This window comes from Dermabacter jinjuensis, assembly GCF_902381725.1.
GTDB lineage: Bacteria > Actinomycetota > Actinomycetes > Actinomycetales > Dermabacteraceae > Dermabacter > Dermabacter hominis.
Window position 1 is genome coordinate 2,071,093 of the sequence record NZ_LR698963.1, and the last position, 21,993, is coordinate 2,093,085.

General features: G+C 64.0%; 21 protein-coding genes. 9 read left to right on the plus strand and 12 right to left on the minus strand.

Annotated elements, in window-relative coordinates:
- Window positions 1–3: 3 nt before the first annotated feature.
- Genes FXY94_RS09195 through FXY94_RS09230 form a run of 8 tightly spaced genes read right to left on the minus strand, consistent with a single transcriptional unit; the run spans window position 4 to window position 8,959 of the window.
- On the minus strand, window positions 4–1,164 hold the full coding sequence (locus FXY94_RS09195; RefSeq protein ID WP_016664754.1) for a hydroxymethylglutaryl-CoA synthase: 1,161 nt from the start codon (window positions 1,162–1,164) through the stop codon (window positions 4–6).
- Window positions 1,161–2,222 carry a hydroxymethylglutaryl-CoA reductase (NADPH) gene (locus tag FXY94_RS09200; protein ID WP_016664755.1) on the minus strand — a complete coding sequence of 354 codons (1,062 nt, stop codon included), beginning with the start codon at window positions 2,220–2,222 and terminating at the stop codon, window positions 1,161–1,163. The genes FXY94_RS09195 and FXY94_RS09200 overlap by 4 nt, the downstream gene beginning before the upstream one ends.
- A complete protein-coding gene (gene fni / locus FXY94_RS09205) occupies window positions 2,215–3,300 on the minus strand; it encodes a type 2 isopentenyl-diphosphate Delta-isomerase (RefSeq protein WP_016664756.1) in 1,086 nt (361 codons plus the stop codon). Before fni ends, FXY94_RS09200 begins: the two co-directional genes overlap by 8 nt.
- A complete protein-coding gene (locus FXY94_RS09210; protein WP_016664757.1) occupies window positions 3,293–4,420 on the minus strand; it encodes a phosphomevalonate kinase in 1,128 nt (375 codons plus the stop codon). The genes fni and FXY94_RS09210 overlap by 8 nt, the downstream gene beginning before the upstream one ends.
- Window positions 4,417–5,409, minus strand: a complete 993-nt coding sequence (mvaD, locus tag FXY94_RS09215; protein WP_016664758.1) for a diphosphomevalonate decarboxylase — start codon at window positions 5,407–5,409, stop codon at window positions 4,417–4,419. Before mvaD ends, FXY94_RS09210 begins: the two co-directional genes overlap by 4 nt.
- On the minus strand, window positions 5,406–6,578 hold the full coding sequence (gene mvk, locus FXY94_RS09220) for a mevalonate kinase (protein ID WP_016664759.1): 1,173 nt from the start codon (window positions 6,576–6,578) through the stop codon (window positions 5,406–5,408). The genes mvaD and mvk overlap by 4 nt, the downstream gene beginning before the upstream one ends.
- Window positions 6,575–8,116: a glutamate--tRNA ligase gene (gene gltX, locus FXY94_RS09225; protein WP_016664760.1), complete on the minus strand. Its 1,542-nt coding sequence runs from the start codon at window positions 8,114–8,116 to the stop codon at window positions 6,575–6,577. Before gltX ends, mvk begins: the two co-directional genes overlap by 4 nt.
- 51 nt (window positions 8,117–8,167) lie before the next feature.
- Entirely contained in the window at window positions 8,168–8,959 is a 792-nt protein-coding gene (locus tag FXY94_RS09230; protein ID WP_016664761.1) for a fumarylacetoacetate hydrolase family protein, read from the minus strand.
- A gap of 132 nt (window positions 8,960–9,091) precedes the next feature.
- Here FXY94_RS09230 and FXY94_RS09235 point away from each other — a divergent pair, with 132 nt between their 5' ends.
- The 5 genes from FXY94_RS09235 (at window position 9,092) to FXY94_RS09255 (ending at window position 14,795) form a co-directional block, all read left to right on the plus strand.
- Window positions 9,092–10,105, plus strand: a complete 1,014-nt coding sequence (locus FXY94_RS09235; RefSeq protein WP_232049703.1) for a 3-methyladenine DNA glycosylase — start codon at window positions 9,092–9,094, stop codon at window positions 10,103–10,105.
- Between the two features lie 48 nt (window positions 10,106–10,153).
- Window positions 10,154–10,975 carry an endonuclease/exonuclease/phosphatase family protein gene (locus tag FXY94_RS09240; protein WP_016664763.1) on the plus strand — a complete coding sequence of 274 codons (822 nt, stop codon included), beginning with the start codon at window positions 10,154–10,156 and terminating at the stop codon, window positions 10,973–10,975.
- Between the two features lie 34 nt (window positions 10,976–11,009).
- A complete protein-coding gene (locus tag FXY94_RS09245; protein WP_016664764.1) occupies window positions 11,010–13,568 on the plus strand; it encodes a DEAD/DEAH box helicase in 2,559 nt (852 codons plus the stop codon).
- On the plus strand, window positions 13,565–14,074 hold the full coding sequence (locus tag FXY94_RS09250; RefSeq protein ID WP_016664765.1) for a PTS sugar transporter subunit IIA: 510 nt from the start codon (window positions 13,565–13,567) through the stop codon (window positions 14,072–14,074). The genes FXY94_RS09245 and FXY94_RS09250 overlap by 4 nt, the downstream gene beginning before the upstream one ends.
- Window positions 14,075–14,393: 319 nt before the next feature.
- Window positions 14,394–14,795, plus strand: a complete 402-nt coding sequence (locus FXY94_RS09255) for a LexA family protein (protein WP_016664766.1) — start codon at window positions 14,394–14,396, stop codon at window positions 14,793–14,795.
- Between the two features lie 363 nt (window positions 14,796–15,158).
- Here the strand turns inward: FXY94_RS09255 and FXY94_RS09260 are convergent, their stop codons facing one another.
- Window positions 15,159–15,359 (minus strand): hypothetical protein, encoded by a 201-nt coding sequence (locus FXY94_RS09260; protein WP_016664767.1) that lies wholly within the window; start codon window positions 15,357–15,359, stop codon window positions 15,159–15,161.
- A gap of 178 nt (window positions 15,360–15,537) precedes the next feature.
- Between FXY94_RS09260 and cmtR the strand changes: the two genes are divergently transcribed.
- The 4 genes from cmtR to FXY94_RS09280 all read left to right on the plus strand — a co-directional run bounded on the left by cmtR (window position 15,538) and on the right by FXY94_RS09280 (window position 18,232).
- Entirely contained in the window at window positions 15,538–15,897 is a 360-nt protein-coding gene (cmtR, locus tag FXY94_RS09265; RefSeq protein WP_040386570.1) for a Cd(II)/Pb(II)-sensing metalloregulatory transcriptional regulator CmtR, read from the plus strand.
- Window positions 15,894–16,496 (plus strand): cadmium resistance transporter, encoded by a 603-nt coding sequence (locus FXY94_RS09270; protein WP_016664769.1) that lies wholly within the window; start codon window positions 15,894–15,896, stop codon window positions 16,494–16,496. The genes cmtR and FXY94_RS09270 overlap by 4 nt, the downstream gene beginning before the upstream one ends.
- 429 nt (window positions 16,497–16,925) lie before the next feature.
- Window positions 16,926–17,300: an ArsR/SmtB family transcription factor gene (locus FXY94_RS09275; protein WP_016664770.1), complete on the plus strand. Its 375-nt coding sequence runs from the start codon at window positions 16,926–16,928 to the stop codon at window positions 17,298–17,300.
- Window positions 17,300–18,232, plus strand: a complete 933-nt coding sequence (locus FXY94_RS09280) for a cation diffusion facilitator family transporter (RefSeq protein ID WP_016664771.1) — start codon at window positions 17,300–17,302, stop codon at window positions 18,230–18,232. Before FXY94_RS09275 ends, FXY94_RS09280 begins: the two co-directional genes overlap by 1 nt.
- Window positions 18,233–18,334: 102 nt before the next feature.
- On the opposite strand, the gene FXY94_RS11175 is transcribed toward FXY94_RS09280, so the two are convergent.
- The 3 genes from FXY94_RS11175 to FXY94_RS09295 form a co-directional block, all read right to left on the minus strand.
- On the minus strand, window positions 18,335–18,799 hold the full coding sequence (locus FXY94_RS11175) for a C40 family peptidase (protein ID WP_275438549.1): 465 nt from the start codon (window positions 18,797–18,799) through the stop codon (window positions 18,335–18,337).
- Window positions 18,800–19,245: 446 nt separating this feature from the next.
- A complete protein-coding gene (gene cimA / locus FXY94_RS09290) occupies window positions 19,246–20,859 on the minus strand; it encodes a citramalate synthase (RefSeq protein WP_016664773.1) in 1,614 nt (537 codons plus the stop codon).
- A gap of 51 nt (window positions 20,860–20,910) precedes the next feature.
- Window positions 20,911–21,993 (minus strand): branched-chain amino acid aminotransferase, encoded by a 1,083-nt coding sequence (locus FXY94_RS09295; RefSeq protein WP_016664774.1) that lies wholly within the window; start codon window positions 21,991–21,993, stop codon window positions 20,911–20,913.

The window sequence follows — 21,993 nt, forward strand, 5'->3', positions numbered from 1 at the left end:
TTTTCAAGCTATTTCGTACACCCGAACCGACTCGCGCACACCCGCCAAACGGAATGGGCCCTCACCCTCCACACGCGTTTCATAATCGCCCGTGCGATCCGCGCGAATGTGCCGTTCGCGATACTCCTCATAGCCGATTTCTCGGCGCGCATCGAGCTGGGCCGTGAGCGCACCTGGGCGCACATGCTCGCGATACCCTTCGACGAGCGTGCCGGCGAAAAACTCGGCGACCGCGCCCGAGCCGTAGCTGAAGATTCCAATCCGCTCGCCTGCACGAAGCTCGGCGTTCTCGAGAAGGGACAAGAGCCCCATGTACACCGACGCCGTATACGTATTGCCGAGGCGGCGGTTGTGAATCATGGTCTCCTCAAGCGAGGACACGGCGCTCGCGACCGACTGGGCGCCCGCGTGCTTCGCGAGGGTCTGCATGGCCTTCGCCGCCATCTTGGTGAACGGCTGGTGGAAGCACATGCGCGCGATGGAGGAGAACTCCGCTCCCCCGCGGCGCACGTAGTCGTCGTATGCCTCTGTCACGGCACGCAGGTAGACGGTCACGGAGAAGCGACCGTCGACGAGGGCGGTCGTGCGGTCATTGGGACGCCAGAAGTCATGGACGTTTTCGGTGAAAAGACCAGAAGCGGGCTCGATTGCCATGATCGCGGGGTCAGCGCTCACGAGCATCGCTAGCGCACCCGCCCCCTGGGTTGCCTCACCACTCGAATCAAGCTCGTACCGGGCAATGTCGCTCGCGATCACGAGAACTTTTTCATCGGGGTTGCGCGCCACGATTCCGAGCGCAAACTGGAGTGCTGCGGTTGCCGAATAGCATGCCTCTTTGAGCTCGACGACTCGGACATTGTGCTCGAGGCCGAGGAGTTCGTGCGCGTAGATGCCCGCCGCTTTCGACTGGTCGATGCCTGTCTCTGTCGCGAGCACGAGCGTGCGGATCTCCTCGGTGCCGTGGCGCTCGATAATGGGCGCAGCCGCCCGGGCCGCGAGAGTGACAATGTCTTCGTCGTCGCCCGGCACGCTCATCTCATGTTGGCCAATTCCGCGCAAATACTTGCCGGGACTCGTGCCTTGTGCTTCGGCGAGCGAAGTGAGGGGGAAGAAGAGCGAGGTCGTCGCCGCTGAGATATCGGTGATGCCGATCGCGTGCGTCATCGCGAACTCCTTTCAAACTGGACGTGGGCGGCCATGAGCTCGCCGGGATTGGTCTGCGCGGCCATGAGCGAGAGCTCGCCGCATAGGACTGTTGCGGCGGCGATTCCCGCGAGACGTCGGGCGTTCTCCCCCGGCTCGCGTTCCTCGCGGCATCCCAGTCGCGCGAGATTGTCACTCACGAAATCAAGCCCTTTGCCGTTGCCCACGGACCCGACAATGAGATGCGGGATCGTGCACGAGAAATACAGGTCCTCGCCGTCTCGGCCCCGGCGTTCGGTGTGCGTGATGCCCTGGCTGCCTTCAACGATGTTTGCGGCGTCCTGGCCTGTCGCGAGATAGAACCCGAGCAGCATGTTGGCGTAGTGTGCATTGGCACTCCTGAGGGAGCCTGCGGCGATGCCACCCACAAGGTTCTTGCGCACATTGAGGTCCGCCATACGTTCGGCGCTCGTGCGCAGTCGCCGGCGCAGAACCTCTTCGGGAAGGACGATCTCCGCGATCACATTCTTGCCGCGCCCTCGAATTCCGTTCACGGCCGAGGTTTTCTTGTCGGTGCAGTAGTTGCCGGAGATGCTCGCGTATCGCAAAGCGCTCTCGCGGTTCGCGATGTGCGCCATGAGGGCGTCTGCGGCGAGGGTCACCATGTTGTGGCCAGCCGCATCGCCCGTGAGGAACTCGAGGCGCAAATACAGGAGATTACCGACGATCTCGGGGGCGATTTCGATCAGGCGCGCAAAGCGGCTCGTGCCGGCGACAACCTCCTGAAGCGAGGACAGATCCGCGCACACACGCCTCGCCGCGTCGTAGGCATCGGCCGCCGAATCTGCTTCGAAAAGGATCGAGCGGGTCATGCGCTCGTCAACGAGGGTCGTGCGGATTCCGCCCTCGACGAGCCGGGACACCGTTGCCCCGCGCTTGACTGAGGGAAACAGGGTCGTCTCGTAGGTGGCGAGGGGGACCTCGACCTCGCCTTCGGCCACGTTTCCGCTGATCCTCAGGGGCCCGAGCCATTTCATGGGAATCTGCGCGAAAGCGCCCTGCTCGCGTGTGTCACTCATGAGTGCCTCCATTCGCCTTTCCGCTGCGCCGCGCGTAGGGGGAAAGATCGATGCCTCTCGCCTCCGCGTACTCGCGCACGCGCCCCGTGAGCACGAGATCTGTGCGCGTGAGCGCGTCGACGTTTCGTGCGCCCACGAGCGCCATCATCGACCGCAGTTGCTCTTTCCACGTTCGGATTTCACCAATGAGCGCATCGGGTCCGTGGTCGCGCACGATCGCGAGAAAACCGCCCGCGACTCCCACGGCCTTCGCCCCTAGCGCGAGGCATTTGAGGACATCGAGGCTCGTGCGAACACCTCCGCTCGCGAGAAGCGGGAGCCCCGTGTCGCGCGACGCCCCGCGCGCATCGATCAGGCTCTCGACGGCGCTCTGACCCCAGCCATTGAGGTGGGAGAACTGATCGGTGCGGCGCGCGCTCTCGATGCGTGCGAAGTCAGTGCCACCATTGCCAGCCACGTCCACAAAGGCAACACCGAGTGAGGACAGCGTGCGTGCGCTAGCCCCCGTCATCCCGAAGCCCACCTCCTTCACGATCACGGGAACATCGACGGCCCGTGCGATCGCCTCGATGTGCTGGGCCCAGTGCTCGAATTCGCGATCTCCCTCGGGCATCACGATTTCTTGGACGGCATTCACATGGATTTGAAGTGCATCGGCGTCGATGAGCTCGACCGCTTCGCAGGCCTGCTCGGGGCTTGCGTTCGCTGAAAGGTTCGCCATGAGGAAGCCGTGTGGGTTTTCGTCACGAAGAACGGTGAAGCTCGGCGCGCACGATGGATCTTTGAAGTAGGCGCTCATGGACCCTGAGGCCATCGCGATACCCGTGTCCGCAGCAGCGATCGCGAGTGCCTGATTAATCTTGCCGGTGAACTCGCTACCGCCGGTCATGCCGTTGATATAGAACGGCAGAGGCCACGTGCGCTCTCCTATTTCAACCTCGAGGCTCACGGTCTCGACATTGACGGCGCTCAGGGCGTGATGAAGCACGCGCACGTCATCGAAGTCCCGTGAGCGGCGGTGGGCGGTCTCTTGCTCCATCGCAAGTCGAACGTGATCGTCTTTGCGGGAACTACTCATGGGCGCTTCCTTGCTTTTCGGTCGTCACATGTGTGCGGGCGTGGAGGTCCGACGGTTCTACGCCCACGTTGAGCGCGATCATTCCCGCTCGCCGCCAGGCTTGTCTCACCGCGGTCGCGACGTCGGCATTCGGGGCGAGGGCAAGAACGCAGTCCCCGCCGCCAGCTCCCGAGAGTTTTGCGGCGGCACCGTGTGCGACGGCGATCTCAGTCATAGCGCGCAGCTCTGGCGTTTCGATGCCGAGCGGCCCCTCGCTTCCTCCTGCCGCAGCGTCGAGATCACGCAATTGAGCGAGGACGCACTCGAGCACGCGCATGGCGTCAATCGTCGAGCCCGTGCGCACCGCCTCAACGAAACGCTCCACATGCGCAGCGTTCTCGCGCGCGAATGCTTCGAAGTCGATGCGTCCCGCGCCGGCAGCATCGTCGACTTGCGCTACGAGCGAGCGGGTCGACGCAGGCGCACCGCTCCAGCCGATGACGGTCTTGAGTGCGTGTGGCACGTCGAGAGACTCAAGAGCAAGGCCCGGCCACTGCGCGGCGAGCGCACTCTTGACGCCTTCGCGTGCGCGCAGATCGCGCACCGCCTCCCGATCGAATGATCGGTACAGGACCCAGCCACCGAGCACACTCGTGGCGACATCTGCACACGAGGCGCGCACATTGCCGTCGAGGACGGCGAGGGCCGAAAGTTTAAAAAGCTCTCGCGGGCTGAGAGCGATGTTGAGGGCGCGAGCCGTGGCGCCAATAGTCGCGACGACAACGGCGCCGGAAGAGCCAAAGCCATACTTGCGACCGTCGCTGTCATCAAGCGTCGACGACACGTGAATATCAAGGGCGGGCAGAGGCCCGTAATACTCCACGAAAACGTCGAGAGCGCGGAAAATAGGTTCTCGCGGTTGCTCGGATGCTGGTGCCTCGGCAATCACGGGAGCGTAGTCGCGCTCTTCGCCCCACTGCTCGCTCGCGACGCGCACGCCGAAGGCGCGACGCACGGGACTCACGCGGGCCGTGACCGCGCGATCCACGGCGATCAACACCGCGGGATTACCGGCGCGCACAACCCCGTACTCGCCAGCGACGAAAAGCTTTCCCGGGGCGCGGAATTCGAAAGCGCTCATGCTTCGCTCGGGCGCTCACCCTCATCGAGGAGGTAAGCACCGGGGCCGGCGTTCGCAACATGCATCTTCACGTCTTCGATCCTCTCACGCAGGCGCTCGGCAACGAGAGCGGCCTCGCGCGAGCGACACAGAATCTTCACGTTGGGTCCGGCATCGGCGCTCGCGTATGCCTCGATCCCCTGCTCTCGCAGCTCCTGGACCGCATCGATCATCGCGAAGCTCGTGCCCGTCAGGTATCGCACAGGCGGCTCCGCGCCGAGCATCGAGGCGTGCATGCGAAGGGCGCTCATCTCCGCGATCTCGCCGAGGCTCGTGAAATCCGCATCGTGCACGGCGCGCGACGCGCGCTCCAGAAGCACGGCGTTCGACGAAACCCATCCCTCGAAATAGGGAGAGGTCTCCACGGTGTGGTTCATGCCGGCGCGGCTGCCGATCTTCTTGCGCGCGCTCGAGATGACCGCGACGACCATCGAAAGAGGCTCGCCGCTCCACTCGAGGGGCTCGGCAATACTCGTGTCGTCACTCGTGCCTTTATTCCAGCGCGCGAGCCCGCCGAAAATTGAGCGGCATGCCGATCCGGAGCCGCGGCGCGCGAGGCGCGAAAGCTCCGCATCGCTCAGCGAAAGCCCGTACGCGACACTCGAAGCCTTCGCGAGCGCCGCGAAAGCGGCCGCGCTCGAGGCGAGCCCGGCAGCCGTCGGAACCGTGTTCGTGGAGGTGACGTTTGCGTGCGCCCCCGAGCCCGCGAGCTCACGCACACGATTAAGGACCGTGCGCACGCGCGCAGATTCCTCACCGGACAGCTCAACCCCGTCGAGGACGACCCGGTCGAGGGGATCGTCCGTCACCTCGACCGTCGTGGTCGTCGGGAATATGTCGAGAGTCAGCGACAGTGATCCGGTCGCGGGCAGATTGAGCTCGCGATCCGTTTTCCCCCAATACTTCACGAGTGCAATATTGGGGTGCGCGACGGCGGTAGCGCGGGTCATGAGCTCTCCTCACTCGCAGGGTTGATTGACCACACATTCTTCGCACCGGCAGCCGAAAGCGCACGCGAAAGCGCGGGGACAGCGCCGTGAGAAGGAGCGAGGGCGATGATGCAGCCGCCCAGGCCTCCACCCGTGAGCTTCGCACCGAGTGCGCCTGCATCGCGTGCCGCCCCCACGAGGTGTTCGAGCCGCGAATGCGATACCCCGAGCTCCGTCAAAATCTCCTGGCAGTCGTTCATTGCGCGACCCACGCTGCTCATATCGCCGATACGCAGCGCTTCGCGTGTGGTGTGCGCGAGCGAAGCGATCGTCTCGAGCGCATGATCCACGAGTCGGGGATCGCGTTCACGCCGTTCGCGGATGCCGCGAACCGCGTCGAGGGTGTGGCCGGGAAGCCCCGTGTCGGCCACGACGAGCGCCGGCGCGTGAGCAAGTTCGAGCGGTTCCGCCTTGCCTGCTTGGAACCACAGTGGGCCATCCGCCATGGTCTGGTATGCGTCAAGACCACTCGGAGTTCCATGCGCGATGCGTTCGACGAACTGCACGAGCTCGAAACGTTCCTCGCTCGTGAGTTCATGACCGTATAGGCGCGCAACGGCAACGGCGATCGCGCTCGCCATCGCGGCACTCGACCCGAGGCCGCGCGCCGTGGGAATGCTTCCCTCGACCGTGACTTCGGCGCGTCCAGGCTTCTCGCCCACGTGGCTGAGAATTGTCCGCAGTGCCGACTGCGCGAGTTCGTCCTCGGCCTCTTCCGTATCGACGTCGAGGTAGATCGCGCCCGTGGAAGGGTCGCCGACGGTTGCAATGCGCCGCTTTCCACGCCGCTCCCCCGTTCGCGACGAGGGCACATCGAGCGTGAGGCCACTCTCGAAACGCACTTCATCGCCGGGAACGGTCTGATCATCGAACGAGAAACCTTCGGTCAGCGAGTACGAGCCGCTGATCGTCCCGAACCCCTCGGCGGAGACGGATCCCTCGATGCGTCCGGCGTGAGTACTGACCGAATCCGGATAGGGCAAAAGCCTGGCCGTCGCCGTGAGGCTCAAGTGGGTAATGGGAAAGGCGATCGCGGGATGCCCGTACACGACAGCGTGCTCGCCGATCAGAATCGTCTTGGCGTGCGCGCTGCCGTGCCCGGTCGCGTACTCGAACGTCTCTTCGCTCACCGGGATGCGAGCAGATCGGCGAACGACGAAAGGCGGGCGATCGTGGATTCGTAGCCGAGAAGCTCCATCGATTCAAACAGCGGCGGGCTCACGCGACGGCCAGAGATGCCCGAACGAAGCGGCCCGAACGCGAGCCGGGGCTTGACGCCCATGCCGTCGATAATCGCTTCGCGCAGAGACGCCTCAAGCGTCGCGGTCGTGAAGTTCTCTTTGCCGCCTTCCTCGATGACCTCGATGGCGCGGCGCACAACGGAAACGGGATCGTCGCCAAGCTTCTTGAGGGCGTCCTCTTCGATCACGAGATCGGCATCGTCGATGAAGAGGAAGCGCAGCATCCCCGGGGCCTCACCGAGGAGGTTCATGCGCGGCTGCACGAGTGGCGTCGCCTTCGCGAGGAGGGCGCGCTGGTCCTCGGTGATGGGGGTTTCGACAACCCCGGCCTTTTCGAGGTACGGGATCATGCGCTCGGTGAACTCGGCCTCGTCGAGCATGCGCATGTGGTCGGCGTTAATCGCGAGCGCCTTCTTGTAGTCAACGCGGGCGGGGTTCGGGTTCACGTCGGCAACATCAAACTTCGCGACGAACTGTTCGCGCGTGAAGATGTCCTGATCGCCGCTGTAGCCCCAGCCAAGCAGCGAGAGATAGTTGATCATTCCCTCGGGCACGAAGCCCTCGTCGCGGTAGAGGAAAAGGCTCGACTCGGGATCGCGCTTGGAGAGCTTCTTGTTGCCCTCCCCCATCACGTAGGGAAGGTGTGCGTATTCGGGCGTGAACTTCGCGATGCCGATCTTCTTGAGTGCTTCGAACAGCACGATCTGCCGGGGCGTCGAGCTGAGGATGTCTTCGCCGCGCAGGATGTGGGTGATTCCCATGAGGGCGTCGTCGACGGGGTTCGTGAGGGGGTAGAGCGGCTGGCCGTTCGCGCGCACGACGACGTAGTCGGGGGTCGAGCCGGCTTTGAACGTGATTTCGCCGCGCACGAGGTCGTTGAACGTGATGTCTTCATCGGGCATTCGCACACGCCACACGGGCTCACGTCCTTCGGCGCGGAACGCTGCCTTCTGCTCTTCGGTCAGGTCACGATCGAAACCGTCGTACCCCGATTCCTTCGGGCGGCCAGCGGCAATGTGGCGCTGCTGGATTTCCTCGGGAGTCGAGAACGACTCGTAGATGTAGCCGCCGTCCTTGAGCTTTTGGATGACGTCCTGGTAAATCTCACCGCGCTGCGACTGGCGATAGGGACCGTCCTCGCCGCCCGCGTCCACGCCTTCGTCCCACGTAATGCCAAGCCATCGCATCGCATCGAGAAGCTGGTTGTAGCTTTCTTCGCTATCGCGCGCTTGGTCGGTGTCCTCGATGCGGAACACGAGCGTGCCACCCGTGCGTTTCGCGTAGGCCCAGTTGAACAGGGCGGTGCGCACCATGCCGATATGCGGCGTGCCGGTTGGCGACGGGCAAAAGCGCACGCGGACCTCACTGTGGCCGCGCGTGCTGTCGAGGGCGGGAAGGCTCGCGAGATCGATGTTCTCAGCGCTCACGTGGGTGTTCTCCTTCGAGAGGTTGGCGGGGTGAGATCCCCGGATGTGGTCTTAGGCCTCGAGATCTTCGGGCGACACTATGCGGTTCGTGAGGGTGCCAATTCCGTCGATGTCGATGTCGACGGTGTCACCGACGTTCACGAGCCCGACGCCCGCGGGCGTGCCGGTGAGGATGACGTCGCCGGGAAGAAGGGTCGTCGAGCGCGTGATCTCCTCGATGATCTCGGGGATGCGGCGCAGCATGTCGGCGCTCGTGCCGTCCTGTTTGACCTCGCCGTTCACGCGCGAGCGGATGCGCGCGTTCGCGGTATCAAGGTCCGTTTCGATCCACGGCCCGAGCGGGCACGAGGTGTCGAAGGCTTTCGCGCGGAACCACTGGGACTCTTCGCGCTGGGCATCGCGCACCGTGAGATCATTCGCGCACGTGTAGCCCAGGATGACGTCCGAGGCGCGATCGGCCGGGATGTTTTTCGCGAGGGTTTTGATAACGACCGCGAGCTCGGCCTCAAAGCTGAGCTCCGCGGCATCAGCGGGGTAAACGATCGGATCGTTAGGGCCGATCACCGACGTGTTCGGCTTGAGGAACAGCAGCGGTCGTTCGGGAGCTTCGCCGCCCATCTCACGCGCGTGCTCCGCGTAGTTCTTGCCAACGCCAACGACCTTCGACCTCGGGATCACAGGGGCGAGGAGGCGGACGTCCTCGAGCGGGAGGATCGTGCCGTTAGGTTGAATCTGGGTGTACAGCGGGTCTCCCGAGATTCCGTACACCATGTCCACGCCGTCCTTTTCCTGGACGATGCCGAACATCGGGTTCGAGCCAGTGGTGAATCGTGCAATGCGCATGCCCTCAGTCTAGTAGCGCGCTTTGGCTTGCACGGGCTATGCCTCTATGCCCTTGGCCACCCCTCACTCTTTCTTCACATCCGCAGCCCGTGCGCAGCCCGCCCCACACGTATCGGCACGTAAACTCAATGAGTGTTTTCTTCATCGCGTTCGTCTTCGTCATCGATCTCGCCTGCTGCCCCCGGTCGCTTCGTCGCCGTGATGTCGGCGGAAGAAGCGATGCATGCACGCGAGGAGCACGAGGCACGCGCGGATCGTTTGAGCGCCCCGCACCGAGAGCGAAAGGCACGCGGCGAGAAGCACCCGATCGAGGATTTTCTGCACACGTACTACCCCTTCAGCCCGGGGCAGCTTCGGCGCTGGCATCCGGGCTGGCAGGTGGGTTACGAAGCCTCGGCGGATCAGGCACACAGCGGAGTTGGGGATGTCGATTCCGACGGCTGCCGGCGCTGGTATAGCGACATGCAGCTCCAATCGGGCGGCGCTTCGGGTGCGGTGCGCGCGGCGGACCTCGAGCGATTTGCACGCGAGCGAGGCGATGCCGCCTACTGGATTCACCGATTGCTGTCCAACTCGAGTTTTGCCGAAAAGCCCGGGAATTTTTCGTGTTTTGGTCTTCACGAATGGGCGATGGTGTACCGCCTCGGGCCGGGCGAGAAGCGGCATGAATCGCTTCCCTTGCGACTGAGCGCCGAGGAAACAAACCGCGTGGTTGAAGAGAACCGTCTCGTGTGCTCGCATATCGACGCGTTTCGTTTCTTTACGCCGCAGGCGGCTCCGCTCAATGCCTCGCGCCCCACTCGCGAGAGTCAGCCCATGAGGGATGACCCGGCGTGCCTTCACGTGGGTATGGACCTGTACAAGTGGTCGATGAAGCTCGCGCCGCTGCTGCCGAGCGATATCGCACTTGACTGCTTCGAGCACGCCCTGGATTTGAGGATTCTCGATATGGAGGCCTCCCCGTACGACTGCCGAGGATACGGATACGGGATCGTGCCCATCGAGACTGAGGAGGGTAAGCGCGAGTACGTGCGGCGCCAGCGGCTTCTCGCCGATCGTTCGGATGCGCTGCGCACGCGGATCCTCGCCGCCGTGGAACCTCTCGTGCCTCTATTTGCTAAGTCTTCTCGCCCCTGCGCGAGCTAAGTCTCCCAAACACCATTATTCTTCGACGTTTCGCGGCACAATAGATGTATGCCTGCTTCCCCGTCCACGTCCCCACGCACTGCGCGCGTCCGCGTCGCCACGTTCAACATTCATCACGGCGCTAATTCCCGCAACGTTCTCGATCTCGACGCGACCGCTTACGCCCTCGAGTCGCTCGAGGCCGATGTGATCGGCCTGCAGGAGGTCGACCGATTCTTCGGGACGCGCTCAGACTTCGTGGATCAGGCAGCGTGGCTCGCAGACCGCCTCCACATGCACGCCCAGTTCGCCCCCACGATCGATCTTGAGCCGTCGCGCCGTTCCGCGGAGCGGGTGGGGCTTAGCACGCGCAGGCAGTACGGGATCGCGGTGCTGTCCTCGTACCCGATTGTCGACTCGCACCTCGCACGTCTTCCCGAAAACCGACTGATCGAACGCCGTGCGGTGCTACGCACACGCATCGATGCCGATGGAACCCCCTTCTCGTTCGCCGTCACGCATCTCGCACTCGGCCCGGGGCGGACCAGACGCGCGCAGTTCCGAGCCGCGCGCGAGGTCGCATTCGCGGGCGAGGAGCCCGCAGTCCTCGTGGGAGATCTCAATTCCGCGCCCTCGCATGCGCGCGATTATTCCGTCTTCACGAAGGGGCTCACAGACGTGTGGGCCGCGAAGCATCGCTTCCCGCTCGCCAAGCGCTTCCTCGGCCGCACAAACCCCGTGATTCCCATTCCGTTACGACGTATCGACTACATTCTCGCGAGTCGTGACATTCGGCCGATCTCGGCGAAGACCCTCCGCACGCACGCGTCGGATCACCTCCCGGTCGTCGCGGAACTCGAGATCCCTCACGTCGATCTCGCCGCCGAATAGGCAGCGGCCCGGGCGGGGCTGCCACAATGGGGGCATGCCACTTCTTCACGACTTTCTCCCCACGTCCTCGAGCGAGGATGCGATCGTCGAGGGTTTCATCGCGGCGCAAGCCGAGGTTGGCCGCACCCTCTACTCCCATCAAGAGGAGGCGCTCCTCGCGATCGCCGCTGGCGACCACGTGATTGCCGCGACGCCCACCGGCTCGGGAAAGACAACGATTGCTTACGCGGCGCTCTACGCCGCGATGGCGCGCGGAGAAACCGCGTACTACACCGCCCCGATTAAGGCGCTCGTGAGCGAGAAGTTCTTCGAGATCGTCTCGATGTTTGGGGCTGAGAACGTCGGCATGATGACGGGCGATTCGTCCGTGAACCACGAGGCCCCGATCATCGTGTGCACGGCTGAGATTCTCGCGAATCATGCGCTTCGCGACGGTGAGACGAGCGATATCGGCCTCGTCGTCATGGATGAGTTCCACTTCTACGACGATTCGCAGCGCGGCTGGGCCTGGCAGGTGCCTCTGATCGAGCTCCCGCGCACGCAGTTCGTGCTCATGAGCGCGACCCTCGGTGACGTGACCTTCTTCGAAAAGGACCTCGAGACGCGCACAGGCAGGAGCGTGAGTACGATCGCGGGGGCCGAACGCCCCGTTCCCCTCGATTTCCGTTGGGCGACGACCGACCTTCCCGAGACGATCACAGAGATCCTCGACAACCGCGACGCGCCCGTCTACATCGTCCATTTCACCCAGAAAGACGCACTCGAACAGGCACAGCACCTGCTCGGCACGAAGATTCTTACGCGCGAGGAAAAAGACAAGATCCGCGAGCTCATCGGTGATTTCCGCTTCTCGCGCGGCTTTGGCTCGATCCTCTCGAAGCTCGTGCGCGAGGGTATCGGCGTTCACCACGCCGGCATGCTCCCGAAGTATCGCCGCCTCGTTGAGCGACTCGCCCAGTCGGGGCTGCTCAAGGTCATCGCGGGCACCGACACCCTCGGGGTGGGGATTAACGTTCCGATCCGCACGGTTCTGATGACGGGGCTCGCGAAGTTCGATGGCCGCCGTCAGCGTCTTCTCAATACACGCGAGTTCCTCCAAATCGCTGGCCGGGCGGGACGCGCGGGCTACGACACCGTGGGCCACGTCGTCGTCCAGGCTCCCGAGTGGACCGTCGAGTTCGAAAAAGAAAAAGAACGTTTCGCGAAGCGTGCCGAACGCGGCGCTACCCCCAATAATGCGAAGAAAAAGAAGCAGCGCGAGCCGAAAATGCGCATCCCCGAGGGCCGGGTGAACTGGACCGAGGACAACCTCAGGAAGCTGAGTGAAGAGCAACCGTCGGAACTGAAGCCGCACATGGCGATGACGAGTTCGATCCTCCTCGCGCTGATCTCTCGCCCCGGAAGCGCTCTCAAGGCGGCTCAGCACCTCATCGACGAAAGCCACCAGAGCCGCGCCCAAAAATTCGCGCTCAAGCGCCGTGCTCTCGAGCTATTCCGCGGCCTCAAGGAAGCGGAGATCATCACGGTACGCGACGAGCCCGATCACCTCGGTCGCACCGTCACACTCGTGGACGACCTCCAGTGGGACTTCCAGATGAACCAGCCGCTCGCGGCATTCGCGATCGCAGCCCTCGATATCCTCGACGAGGACTCCCCGACTCTCACGATGGACTCGGTTTCGATCATCGAGGCGATCCTGGAAGACCCGTTCCAGATTCTGCTCGCGCAGCAAAATGCGGCGAAGAGTGCGTTGCTCGCCGAGCTCAAGGCTGACGGCGTCGACTACACCGAGCGCATGGCCCGGCTCGACGAAGTGACCTGGCCAAAGCCGCTCGAAGAAGAACTCACCGCAGCCCTCGAGATCTACGCGAAAAACAGGCCGTGGATCAACGTGCACGACCTCTCCCCCAAGAAAATCGTGCGCGAGTTCTACGAGACGGGCGCGACGTTCAGCGAGTTCGTCTCGCGCTACAAGCTCATGCGCTCCGAGGGCATCGTGCTTCGCTACCTTTCCGACGCCTATCAAGCCCTCCGGCGCACACTCCCAGTCGAGCTTCGAACCGAAGGGCTCGAGGACGTCATCGAATGGCTCGGTGTTCTCGTCCGGGGTGTTGACTCCTCGCTTCTTGACGAGTGGGAGGCACTCACCAACCCCGACAACGATACGGATGCCGCGAGCGAAGTACGCCCCGATTCACCACGCAGTCTGAGCGCGCAGACCAAGGTGCTCACGCAAATGGTGCGCGCCGCGATGTGGCGACGAGTGGAAGACTTCGCGTTCGAGCGCGAGGAGCAACTCGGTGAACTCGATGGCGCGAGTGGGTGGGACGCGGATCGCTGGGGCGAAGCCATGGACGACTTCTACGACGCACACGATCACGTCGTGATCGAGGATCGCGCCCGCGCACACCAATACCTCCGCCTCGAGCAAGAGTCGAAGCGTTGGCTCGTCACGCAGACCATCGTCGATCCCGAAGGCGATCACGACTTCGTGATGCAGGCGATCGTGGACCTCGAACAGACCGACGAGGAGGGCGAGCTCGCACTCACCCTCGAGTACGTCGGAGACATCGTGAAGGCGCCCTGGCGGTGACGCCGCCACGTGCATACGTGCTCGACGTCCCGAAAGACGCGGGCACGAGCTTCGCCTCGCTCACCCGGTTCGTGGCGAGACACCTCGAGGCCGACGCATGCGTGACGTCGTCGTGGGTCGAGGCCTTACTCGCGCGCGAGCAGCTCTACCCCACCGGCCTCCCGCTCGAACCGCCCGTCGCGATACCCCACGCTGACGAGACCCACACCCTTAAGGATGCTCTCGTGGTGGTAAGGCTCGCTGAGCCCCTCGCGTTCGGTGCAATGGGAGATTCCGACGCCGGAGCGCTCCAGGTGCGCCTCGCCGTCTTTATCGTTGCCGGCAACGGGATGGCCCAGGTCGAGGCACTCGAAAGGCTCCTCAGCATCCTTGGCGACGGCGCGCGCCGCGAAAGGCTCGAAGCCGGCTCGGCCGAGAACGCAAGGCGGTCCTTCGAAGCGATGCTCGAACAACTCGCCGCACTCACCACAGCCCCCGACAAACCCCCACACCCGCGAAAACCGTGACAGATCTGATCCTTCAAGCCAAAGCCAACCGTGTACGCGCTCAGCGCATGCGCGCCCTCTCCGACGAGCTCGACAGCCTCAGCGTCGAAGAACTCGAGCGCCACGACCCGTCCTATATTCAAGGCGTGCGTGTCCTCTACGACGCAGCAGGCACCCCACAACGCGACGAAACAGCCTTCCGCCACGCACTCAAAACCGCACACCGCGCCCACAAACGCGGCCAACGCCTCAAAGACACCCTCATCATCGACGCCTACGAACACGCCTGCCGCATCGCCCACGCCCAAGACACCCTAGGCCGCCCCGACGAAATGCCCCCATGCGCGACCGCCTCACCATGGCCCGCCGCGTCCGCGCCTACGCCACCACCAACAAGACCGTCAAAGAGGCCGGAACAGGCCTCAGCTCCACCCAACACGTCACCCCCACCGAACGCAGCGCACTACGCACCTTCGGCTCACGCGGCGGCAAAAAATCCGCACAACGCTGGACCGACCCCACCCAAACCGAGTACCACACCAACGCCCGCAAACCCCTCGAAGCCGCCAACAAACGCCGAGCGCAGCAGGCGAGGGCTTCGAAGGCCGAGGTGTTGGCGTTTCTCAGCAGGCAGATTGTCGAGTCGGGCACCCAGCCCACGCGACGGGAAGTCATGCAGGAATTTGGACTGTCTGAGTCCACCGCGAAGCGCTATCTCCGCGAGGTGCGGCATCTTCTCTAGGGGGGTCAGGCCGTAAGCATAGAACGGTTCCCCCTCCCCCCTGGGAGGGCACACGGCTTTCCCTCTTTTCCTCACCCTTCTCCCGCGGCCCGGCGCCCTACCCAAGGGGGGTCAGGCCAAAGGCCTTTCGCGGCATATCCTCGCGCGGCTCCGGTATTCCACGATGCCCTGCCGGCTCCCCGCTCCTGCGCCTCCATCCGAATCTCGCCAGGAGGGCCCAAGAAAAGGTCATTTGCCAGACCTCCCACCTAACGTCACCAGCGCAGGTCGCCACCCATGAGGGACAACACGACGAAGCCACCGTCTTTGGGGGCCTGGACTGACGCGGCGCTCGGTGAGCAGAGGTTGGACTCGAGGGGATGTTCAGCGGAAGTCGTAGTCGGGGTCCATCCCGCTGGAGAGATAGATGTCCTCAGCGTCGACTTCGCTGAGCATCTCGCTCATCGGAGAGTCGGCGCCAACATAGTGGTCTTCACCGATCATGCATCGGCATTCTTCGGCCCAGGTGTCGTCGGTCCCGTCTCCGACCTCTGTGTGCTTCCAGTGTTTTGGTCCTGTTGGCATGACCCAACTATAGAGGTCGAGGGGTGTTGGTTCGCGCTCAACGAGATGCTGTTGCAATGGGGTACCCCAGTAGGACAACCCTGCTGTGCCACGGAGCTGTAGCTTCTTGGGAGCAAGAGACCGAGAACACCAGGCCACCGGTCACGAACTGTTCAGTGCGCACTGTATAGTTCAGTGTATGTTGACTATTGCTTCGCGTCTGGACGTGATGAACCGCCTGGGTCGTGCACTGGCCGACCCCACTCGATCCCGGATCATCTTGACCCTGCTCGACCATCCCGCTTACCCGGCGGAACTATCCCGAGATCTGGACCTGACACAACCGAACGTGTCCAACCACCTGGCATGCCTGCGCGATTGCGGGATCGTCGTCTCCGAGCCCGAGGGTCGCCGGACACGATACGAGATCGCCGATTCGCACCTGGCGCAGGCGCTGACGGCACTGGTCGATGCCACCCTGGCAGTGGACGAAGACGCCCCGTGCATCGACCCCGCCTGCTCGCTTCCCGAATGCAACGTAGCTGGGGAGGGCGCATGAATCTCACCACGGTCTTGCAGGCGATAGGCCTGTTCGCAGCTACCAACATCGACGACATCATCGTGCTCGCCCTCTTCTTCGCGCGAGGGGCACGCCAGAGCGGCACCACCGCCCGTATTTTGGCCGGCCAGTACCTCGGATTTGCCGGCATCCTCGGTGCCGCGATCCTTGTGACCATCGGTGCCGGAGCATTTCTGCCTCCGGCAGTCATTCCATATTTTGGTCTCATCCCGCTGGGCCTCGGCCTCTGGGCCGCATGGCAGGCTTGGCGCGGAGACGATGACGACGATGACGACGAGGCCAAGGTTGCCGGCAAGAAGGTCGGCGTTTGGACAGTCGCAGGCGTCACTTTTGCCAATGGCGGCGACAACATCGGTGTCTACACCCCTGTATTCCTTAGCGTGGAACCTCTCGCAGTAGTCGCCTACTGCATCGTCTTCCTCGCGCTCGTTGCGGTCCTGGTGGCCTTGGCAAAGTTCGTCGCCACCCGCCCCCCGATCGCGGAAGTGCTCGAACGCTGGGAGGACATCCTCTTTCCCATCGTTCTCATCGGCCTCGGCATCGTGATCCTCGTCAGCGGCGGAGCCTTCGGGCTCTGACGTAGCGACAGCGAGCCAACCAGCCCTGAGGGCGTGTCGGGGGTGTGCAACGGGTTGGCCCGGTTCGGACTCGACGAGGTTGCTGAGATCTTCGGAGGGTTGGTTCCTGGCTAGCCTGACCGGAGGTAGGTACGGCAGCGTCGGACAGGAGACAGCACAGGGTGTCGTGCGCGGAGGCCACCGGCAGCAGCCCCGGTGCGGCAAGCGGAAGAAGCACCGCACGTCTACTCGTCGTTGTGTCCACTGTCGCAACTCCCCTTCCCTAGTGCCCTCGCACGACCACGATGATCGTGCCCGCGGGGCGCATCGAGTCTAGTTCCGAGTCGCCCCGAGCTGGCCCTTGGCTCCGCACCGGGGCGCGCCCCAGCTCGCGCTGCCGCCAAGGACCACACCCCTTGCAATATCGCTTTATGACGATACAATCGGCACATGACGATGATTCCGGTGGTGGACAACGCTCCGTTCGAGGTCGCGGACGGCCATGCTGCGCTGTTCCATGCCCTGTCCGAGCCCACTCGATTGGCCCTCCTTCAGCACCTCTCGACCGGTGAGCACCGGGTCCGTGGCCTCGTAGAGCACATGCACCTGGCGCAGTCCACCGTGAGTAAGCACCTGGCGTGCCTGCGTGACTGTGGTCTGGTCACCGTGCGCACTGAGGGACGGGCCTCGTGGTTCGCCCTGGCTGATCCGGCCCGGCTCACGGACCTGCTGGAGACCGCGGAGACGCTGCTGGCCGCTTCCGGGGCGTCGCTCTCCCTCAAAGCCCACTGTGACCACGCTGAGCTTGAGGAAGGGGAGCTGTGATGGCGAGCGAGGGAGAGCACTCCCACCACCATGCTTCACCGGACACGGCCCGGGTTCGCCTGGCGATCGCGTTTGGCATTACGTCTGTCATCATGCTCGCGCAAGCCCTCGGCAGTGTCGTCACCGGAAGCCTTGCTCTGCTCACCGACACGGCACACGTGCTGGTCGATGCCTCGGGGCTGCTGGTGGCCCTGATCGCGGCGACCATGATGCTGCGCCCGGCCAGCAGCCAACGCACCTGGGGATTCGCCCGCATCGAAGTGTTGGCCGCCCTGGCCCAGGCCACCCTCTTGATCGTGGTGGGAGCCTATACAGCAATCGAGGGCATCTCGCGGCTGACCGAGCCCCCCGAGGTCCCTTCCGGGGAGCTGCTCGCCTTCGGGGTGATCGGGCTGATCGCGAACATCGCTGCGATCCTCGTCCTGGCCGGGGGGAAGAACTCCAGCCTGAACATGCGCGCCGCGTTCCTCGAGGTCCTCAACGATGCCCTCGGATCGCTCGGCGTCATCACGGCCGCGCTGGTCATCCAGTTCACCGGGTTCCAGCAGGCCGACGCTCTGGCAGGGCTGTTCATCGCTGCGCTGATCGTGCCCCGAGCGTTCCGCATCCTGCGCGCGACGGTGCACATCCTCATGGAGTACACCCCCCAGGGGGTCGATCTCGATCAAGTTCGCGAGCACATCCTCGCCCTGGATCACGTCCAGGACGTTCACGACCTGCATGCCTCCGCGATTGGCAGTAACCTGCCCGTCATCTCGGCCCACGTCGTGGTCAGCGAGGAGTGCTTCGAATCCGCCCACGCGCTGCGGATCCTCGAAGACGTCCACCTCTGCGTCAGAACACACTTCCCGGTGGCGATCGAGCACGCCACCATCCAGTTGGAGAGCCCGTCCGTGCATGAACGCGAGGCCGCAGGCAGCCTCCACGCCTAACCCCACCGAGCTGCCCACCCCTTCCCCCCGGAGCGGCAACCCGACACAGAGGGGGCGCGGACCACCGGGAGGCGGTCCGCGCCCCGTCGGTGTCGCTGGTGCTCAGCGGAAGCTGATGAAGGTGGGGGATCCCCAGATCGTGCGCTCGGTGACGGCGCCCGCGGAGCGGCCCGCGTCGACGACCTTGTCACCGCCGGCGTAGACGCCGATGTGACCGGGCCAGACCACCAGATCGCCGGACTGGGCCGCGGACTTCGAGATCGAGGTGCCGGCGTTGACCTGCTGACCGGAGGTGCGCGGCAGATCGATGCCGGCCTGCTTGTAGGCGTACTGGGTCAGCCCCGAGCAGTCGAAGCCCACCCCCGGGCTGCTCGAGCTCCAGGAGTAGGAGGTGCCGATCTGGGTGCGAGCGGCGTCGACAATGCTCTGCCCGACGCTGCCCGAGGAGGAGGTGGAGGGCGTGGGGACCGACGTGCCCGTGCCCCCGATGGAGAGGCCTCCACCGTTGAGGGCGCCGCGCGCCCCCGCGCGAGCTGCGTACTGAACTGGGGCACCCCAGCATGACAGTTACTCGCGGGACTTTTACGGTTCCCAATGGGCCCAAAAGTGCACTTTTGCGACACATCTGTCGCACTGGGTACAGGGCAACGAGACGCGCGGTCGCATCCACCTCGACGTCTCCAGTAGCTATAGCGATACCGGACGTATACCACCCCGCCGCGAGATCTCGGAAGAAGTGGGCTGCACTCCCCGCACCGTTACGACGCACGTAGCGATGCTCCGAGAAGCTGGCTTGCTGCCCGCGAGTAGGGGTGGAAATGCCATAAGCACAGAACGGTTCCCCCTCCCCCTAGAGAGAGCACATGGCTTCCACCCTTCTTCACGCCCCACCACCACGGGCCTCCCGGCTCCCCTTCCGCCCTTCTCACTGCGGGCTTGAGATGTGGTCCCGCCTACCGCTGGCACTGCTATCCATTCAGGATCCACAAGCTGAAAGACCTCGAAGCGATGCTCTAGAGCGATCTTCCGCTTTCGCGCGCTGGGGCCACGCGGAGCTTGTGGAGGCCATACCAATAGGCGTCGAAAAGTGCCTCCCACGAGGCCTCGATAATGTTCGGGCCCACGCCAACCGTCGTGAAGCGGCCAAAGGGAGCCTGGCTCGTCACGAGCACGCGAGTCGTCGCGTCGGTGCCCTGCTGGGAGTCGAGGATACGCACCTTGAAGTCGACGAGTGCGAACGAGGCAATCTCGGGATAGGTGTCCACGAGCGCCTCACGAAGGGCCTTGTCGAGGGCATTCACGGGGCCGTTGCCTTCGGCGATCGTCACGCTTCGGTGACCGGGAGCCGTGCTGAGGCGCACGGTTGCTTCCGATTCGAGCGATCCGTCGCGGAGCTGGTGGGAGGAGGTGCGCCACGACTCCACCTCAACGTAGGTGGGAAGGTCCCCGAGAACGTGGAGCACGAGCATCTCGAAGGAGGCGTCGGCCGCCTCGTAGCTGTATCCCTCGGCTTCGCGCCCCTTGACTGTCTGGGCGAGCAGGGCGAGTGTGGCGTCCTCACCGGAGAGGTCGTAGCCGAGCTCGCGCCCCTTGAGTTCGATCGACGCCTTGCCCGCCATGTCCGAGATGATCATGCGCATGTCATTGCCCACGACCGTTGGATCCATGTGCTGGTACAGATCTGGATCCACGCGGATCGCGCTCGCGTGCAGGCCAGCCTTATGCGCGAATGCGCTCGCTCCCACGTACGGCGCGCGTGCGTACGCGGGAATATTCGCGATCTCCGCGATTGCGTGGGCGATCCGTGTCGCATCGCCAAGCTGTTCGGGGCTCACGAGCTTTCGCCCGAGCTTGAGCTGAAGATTGGCGAGAACCGGAATGAGATCGGCGTTGCCCGTCCGCTCGCCATAGCCGTTCACGCAGCCCTGAACATGCACCGCGCCCGCTTCTACGGCGGCGATCGTGTTCGCGATCGCGCAGCCGGAATCGTTATGCATGTGGGCACCGAGACGGTCGCTCTCGAGCCCTGCTTTTTCGAGCCGTGCACGCACATCCGTGATGATCGCACTCACCTGATGCGGAAGCATTCCACCATTCGTATCGCACAAAATGACGATCGCCGCCCCGGCGCGCAAGGCCTCGGCTACGACGCGCACCGCGTAGTCGGCATCGTGAGCGTAGCCGTCGAAAAAATGCTCGGCGTCGATGAACACCTCGCGGCCGTGACCACGGAGAAACTCAATGCTCTCGCGCACCATCGCGAGGTTCTCCTCGGCGCTCGTGCGCAGCGCCGATTCGACGTGCCGAAGATCAGACTTTGCCACGAGAGTGACCGTCGGCGCTCCTGAATCCACGAGCGCCCGCAGCTGCGGATCCTCGCTCGCGGCACACCCCTTCTTGCGGGTCGCCCCGAAGGCCGCGAGCCGGGCGTTTGTCAAAGAGAGCTCCTTTTTCGCACGCGCGAAAAATTCTGTGTCCTTCGGAACTGCACCTGGCCAGCCACCCTCGATATAGGTCACGCCGAGCTCATCGAGGAGCCTTGCGACCTGCAGTTTGTCCTCGACGCTAAGCGTGAGCCCTTCTTGCTGGGAGCCGTCGCGCAGGGTCGTGTCGTACAGGTGGAACACTGCCGTGACCTCCGAGGTGCTGAAGAAAGAAACGGATCGGGTAGTGCGGCGTTACACGAGGCGCGTGAGCCAGCCGTGGCGGTCCTCAACGCGGCCGTACTGGATGCCCGTCAGCTCTTCTCGAAGGGCCATCGTGACCTCGCCGCTGCCACCGTTGCCGATTGTCCACGTGGCCTTTTCATCACGCAGCTCGCCGATCGGGTTGATCACGGCTGCTGTACCGCACGCGAACATTTCCGTCACGCGGCCCGCAGCGATATCGGCGGTGAGCGCCTCGTAGTTGACGGACTCTTCGCTCGGGCTAAGGCCACGATCGGCGGCGAGCGTAAGGATCGATTCGCGCGTCACGCCCGGAAGGATCGACCCGGTGAGCGTGGGCGTCACGATGCGACCATCGGCGTAGACGACGAAAATATTCATGCCCGAGAGCTCATCGATGTTCGAGTGTGTCTCCGAGTCAAGGAACATGACCTCATCGGCGCCCGCCTTGGCCGCCTCATACTTGCCCTGGAGCGAGCTCGCGTAGTTGCCGCCGCACTTGGCAAAGCCCGTACCGCCACGGCCCGCGCGGGCGGCGAGCGGCGAGACCCAGACGACGAGGGGCTGCACGCCGCGCGGGAAGTAGTTACCGGCAGGCGAAGCGATCACGTAGTAGTCGACCATGTGCGCCGCACGCACACCGAGGAAGCTTTCCGAGGCGAACATGAACGGGCGAAGGTAGAGACTCGACTCGCCACCCGTGGGAACCCACGGCTCATCGGCGCTCACGACGCCTCGCAGCGAGGCGAGGAAGTCCTCGGTCGAAATCTCGGGTAGCGCGAGGCGCCTCGCCGAGTTCTGGATACGCGCGGCGTTCTTCTCGGGGCGGAAGGTCCACACGCTTTCGTCGGCGTGCCGGAAGGCCTTGAGTCCCTCGAAAATTTCCTGAGCGTAGTGGAAAACCGCAGCGGCAGGTTGGAGTGAGAGGGGGCCGTACGGAAGAATCTCACCCTCGCTCCAGCCTTCGGCTTCGGTCCACCGCTGATGGGCCATGTAATCGGTGAAGTTGTCGCCGAAGCCGGGATCCTTGAGGATGCGCTCACGCTCCTCGTTCGAGATTCGACGCGGAGCCGAGCTTGCGCGGTATTCACCCAT

Excerpts from the sequence above, each read along its gene's own strand:
- FXY94_RS09295 (WP_016664774.1), bottom strand. The coding sequence starts at position 21,993 with ATGGGTGAATACCGCGCAAGCTCGGCTCCGCGTCGAATCTCGAACGAG.
- FXY94_RS09255 (WP_016664766.1), top strand. The coding sequence starts at position 14,394 with ATGCGCGACCGCCTCACCATGGCCCGCCGCGTCCGCGCCTACGCCACC.
- FXY94_RS09280 (WP_016664771.1), top strand. The coding sequence starts at position 17,300 with ATGGCGAGCGAGGGAGAGCACTCCCACCACCATGCTTCACCGGACACG.
- cmtR (WP_040386570.1), top strand. The coding sequence starts at position 15,538 with ATGTTGACTATTGCTTCGCGTCTGGACGTGATGAACCGCCTGGGTCGT.
- FXY94_RS09245 (WP_016664764.1), top strand. The coding sequence starts at position 11,010 with ATGCCACTTCTTCACGACTTTCTCCCCACGTCCTCGAGCGAGGATGCG.
- FXY94_RS09260 (WP_016664767.1), bottom strand. The coding sequence starts at position 15,359 with ATGCCAACAGGACCAAAACACTGGAAGCACACAGAGGTCGGAGACGGG.
- FXY94_RS09210 (WP_016664757.1), bottom strand. The coding sequence starts at position 4,420 with ATGAGCGCTTTCGAATTCCGCGCCCCGGGAAAGCTTTTCGTCGCTGGC.
- FXY94_RS09275 (WP_016664770.1), top strand. The coding sequence starts at position 16,926 with ATGACGATGATTCCGGTGGTGGACAACGCTCCGTTCGAGGTCGCGGAC.
- FXY94_RS09230 (WP_016664761.1), bottom strand. The coding sequence starts at position 8,959 with ATGCGCATTGCACGATTCACCACTGGCTCGAACCCGATGTTCGGCATC.
- FXY94_RS09200 (WP_016664755.1), bottom strand. The coding sequence starts at position 2,222 with ATGAGTGACACACGCGAGCAGGGCGCTTTCGCGCAGATTCCCATGAAA.
- FXY94_RS09240 (WP_016664763.1), top strand. The coding sequence starts at position 10,154 with ATGCCTGCTTCCCCGTCCACGTCCCCACGCACTGCGCGCGTCCGCGTC.
- FXY94_RS09270 (WP_016664769.1), top strand. The coding sequence starts at position 15,894 with ATGAATCTCACCACGGTCTTGCAGGCGATAGGCCTGTTCGCAGCTACC.
- fni (WP_016664756.1), bottom strand. The coding sequence starts at position 3,300 with ATGAGTAGTTCCCGCAAAGACGATCACGTTCGACTTGCGATGGAGCAA.
- mvaD (WP_016664758.1), bottom strand. The coding sequence starts at position 5,409 with ATGACCCGCGCTACCGCCGTCGCGCACCCCAATATTGCACTCGTGAAG.
- FXY94_RS09195 (WP_016664754.1), bottom strand. The coding sequence starts at position 1,164 with ATGACGCACGCGATCGGCATCACCGATATCTCAGCGGCGACGACCTCG.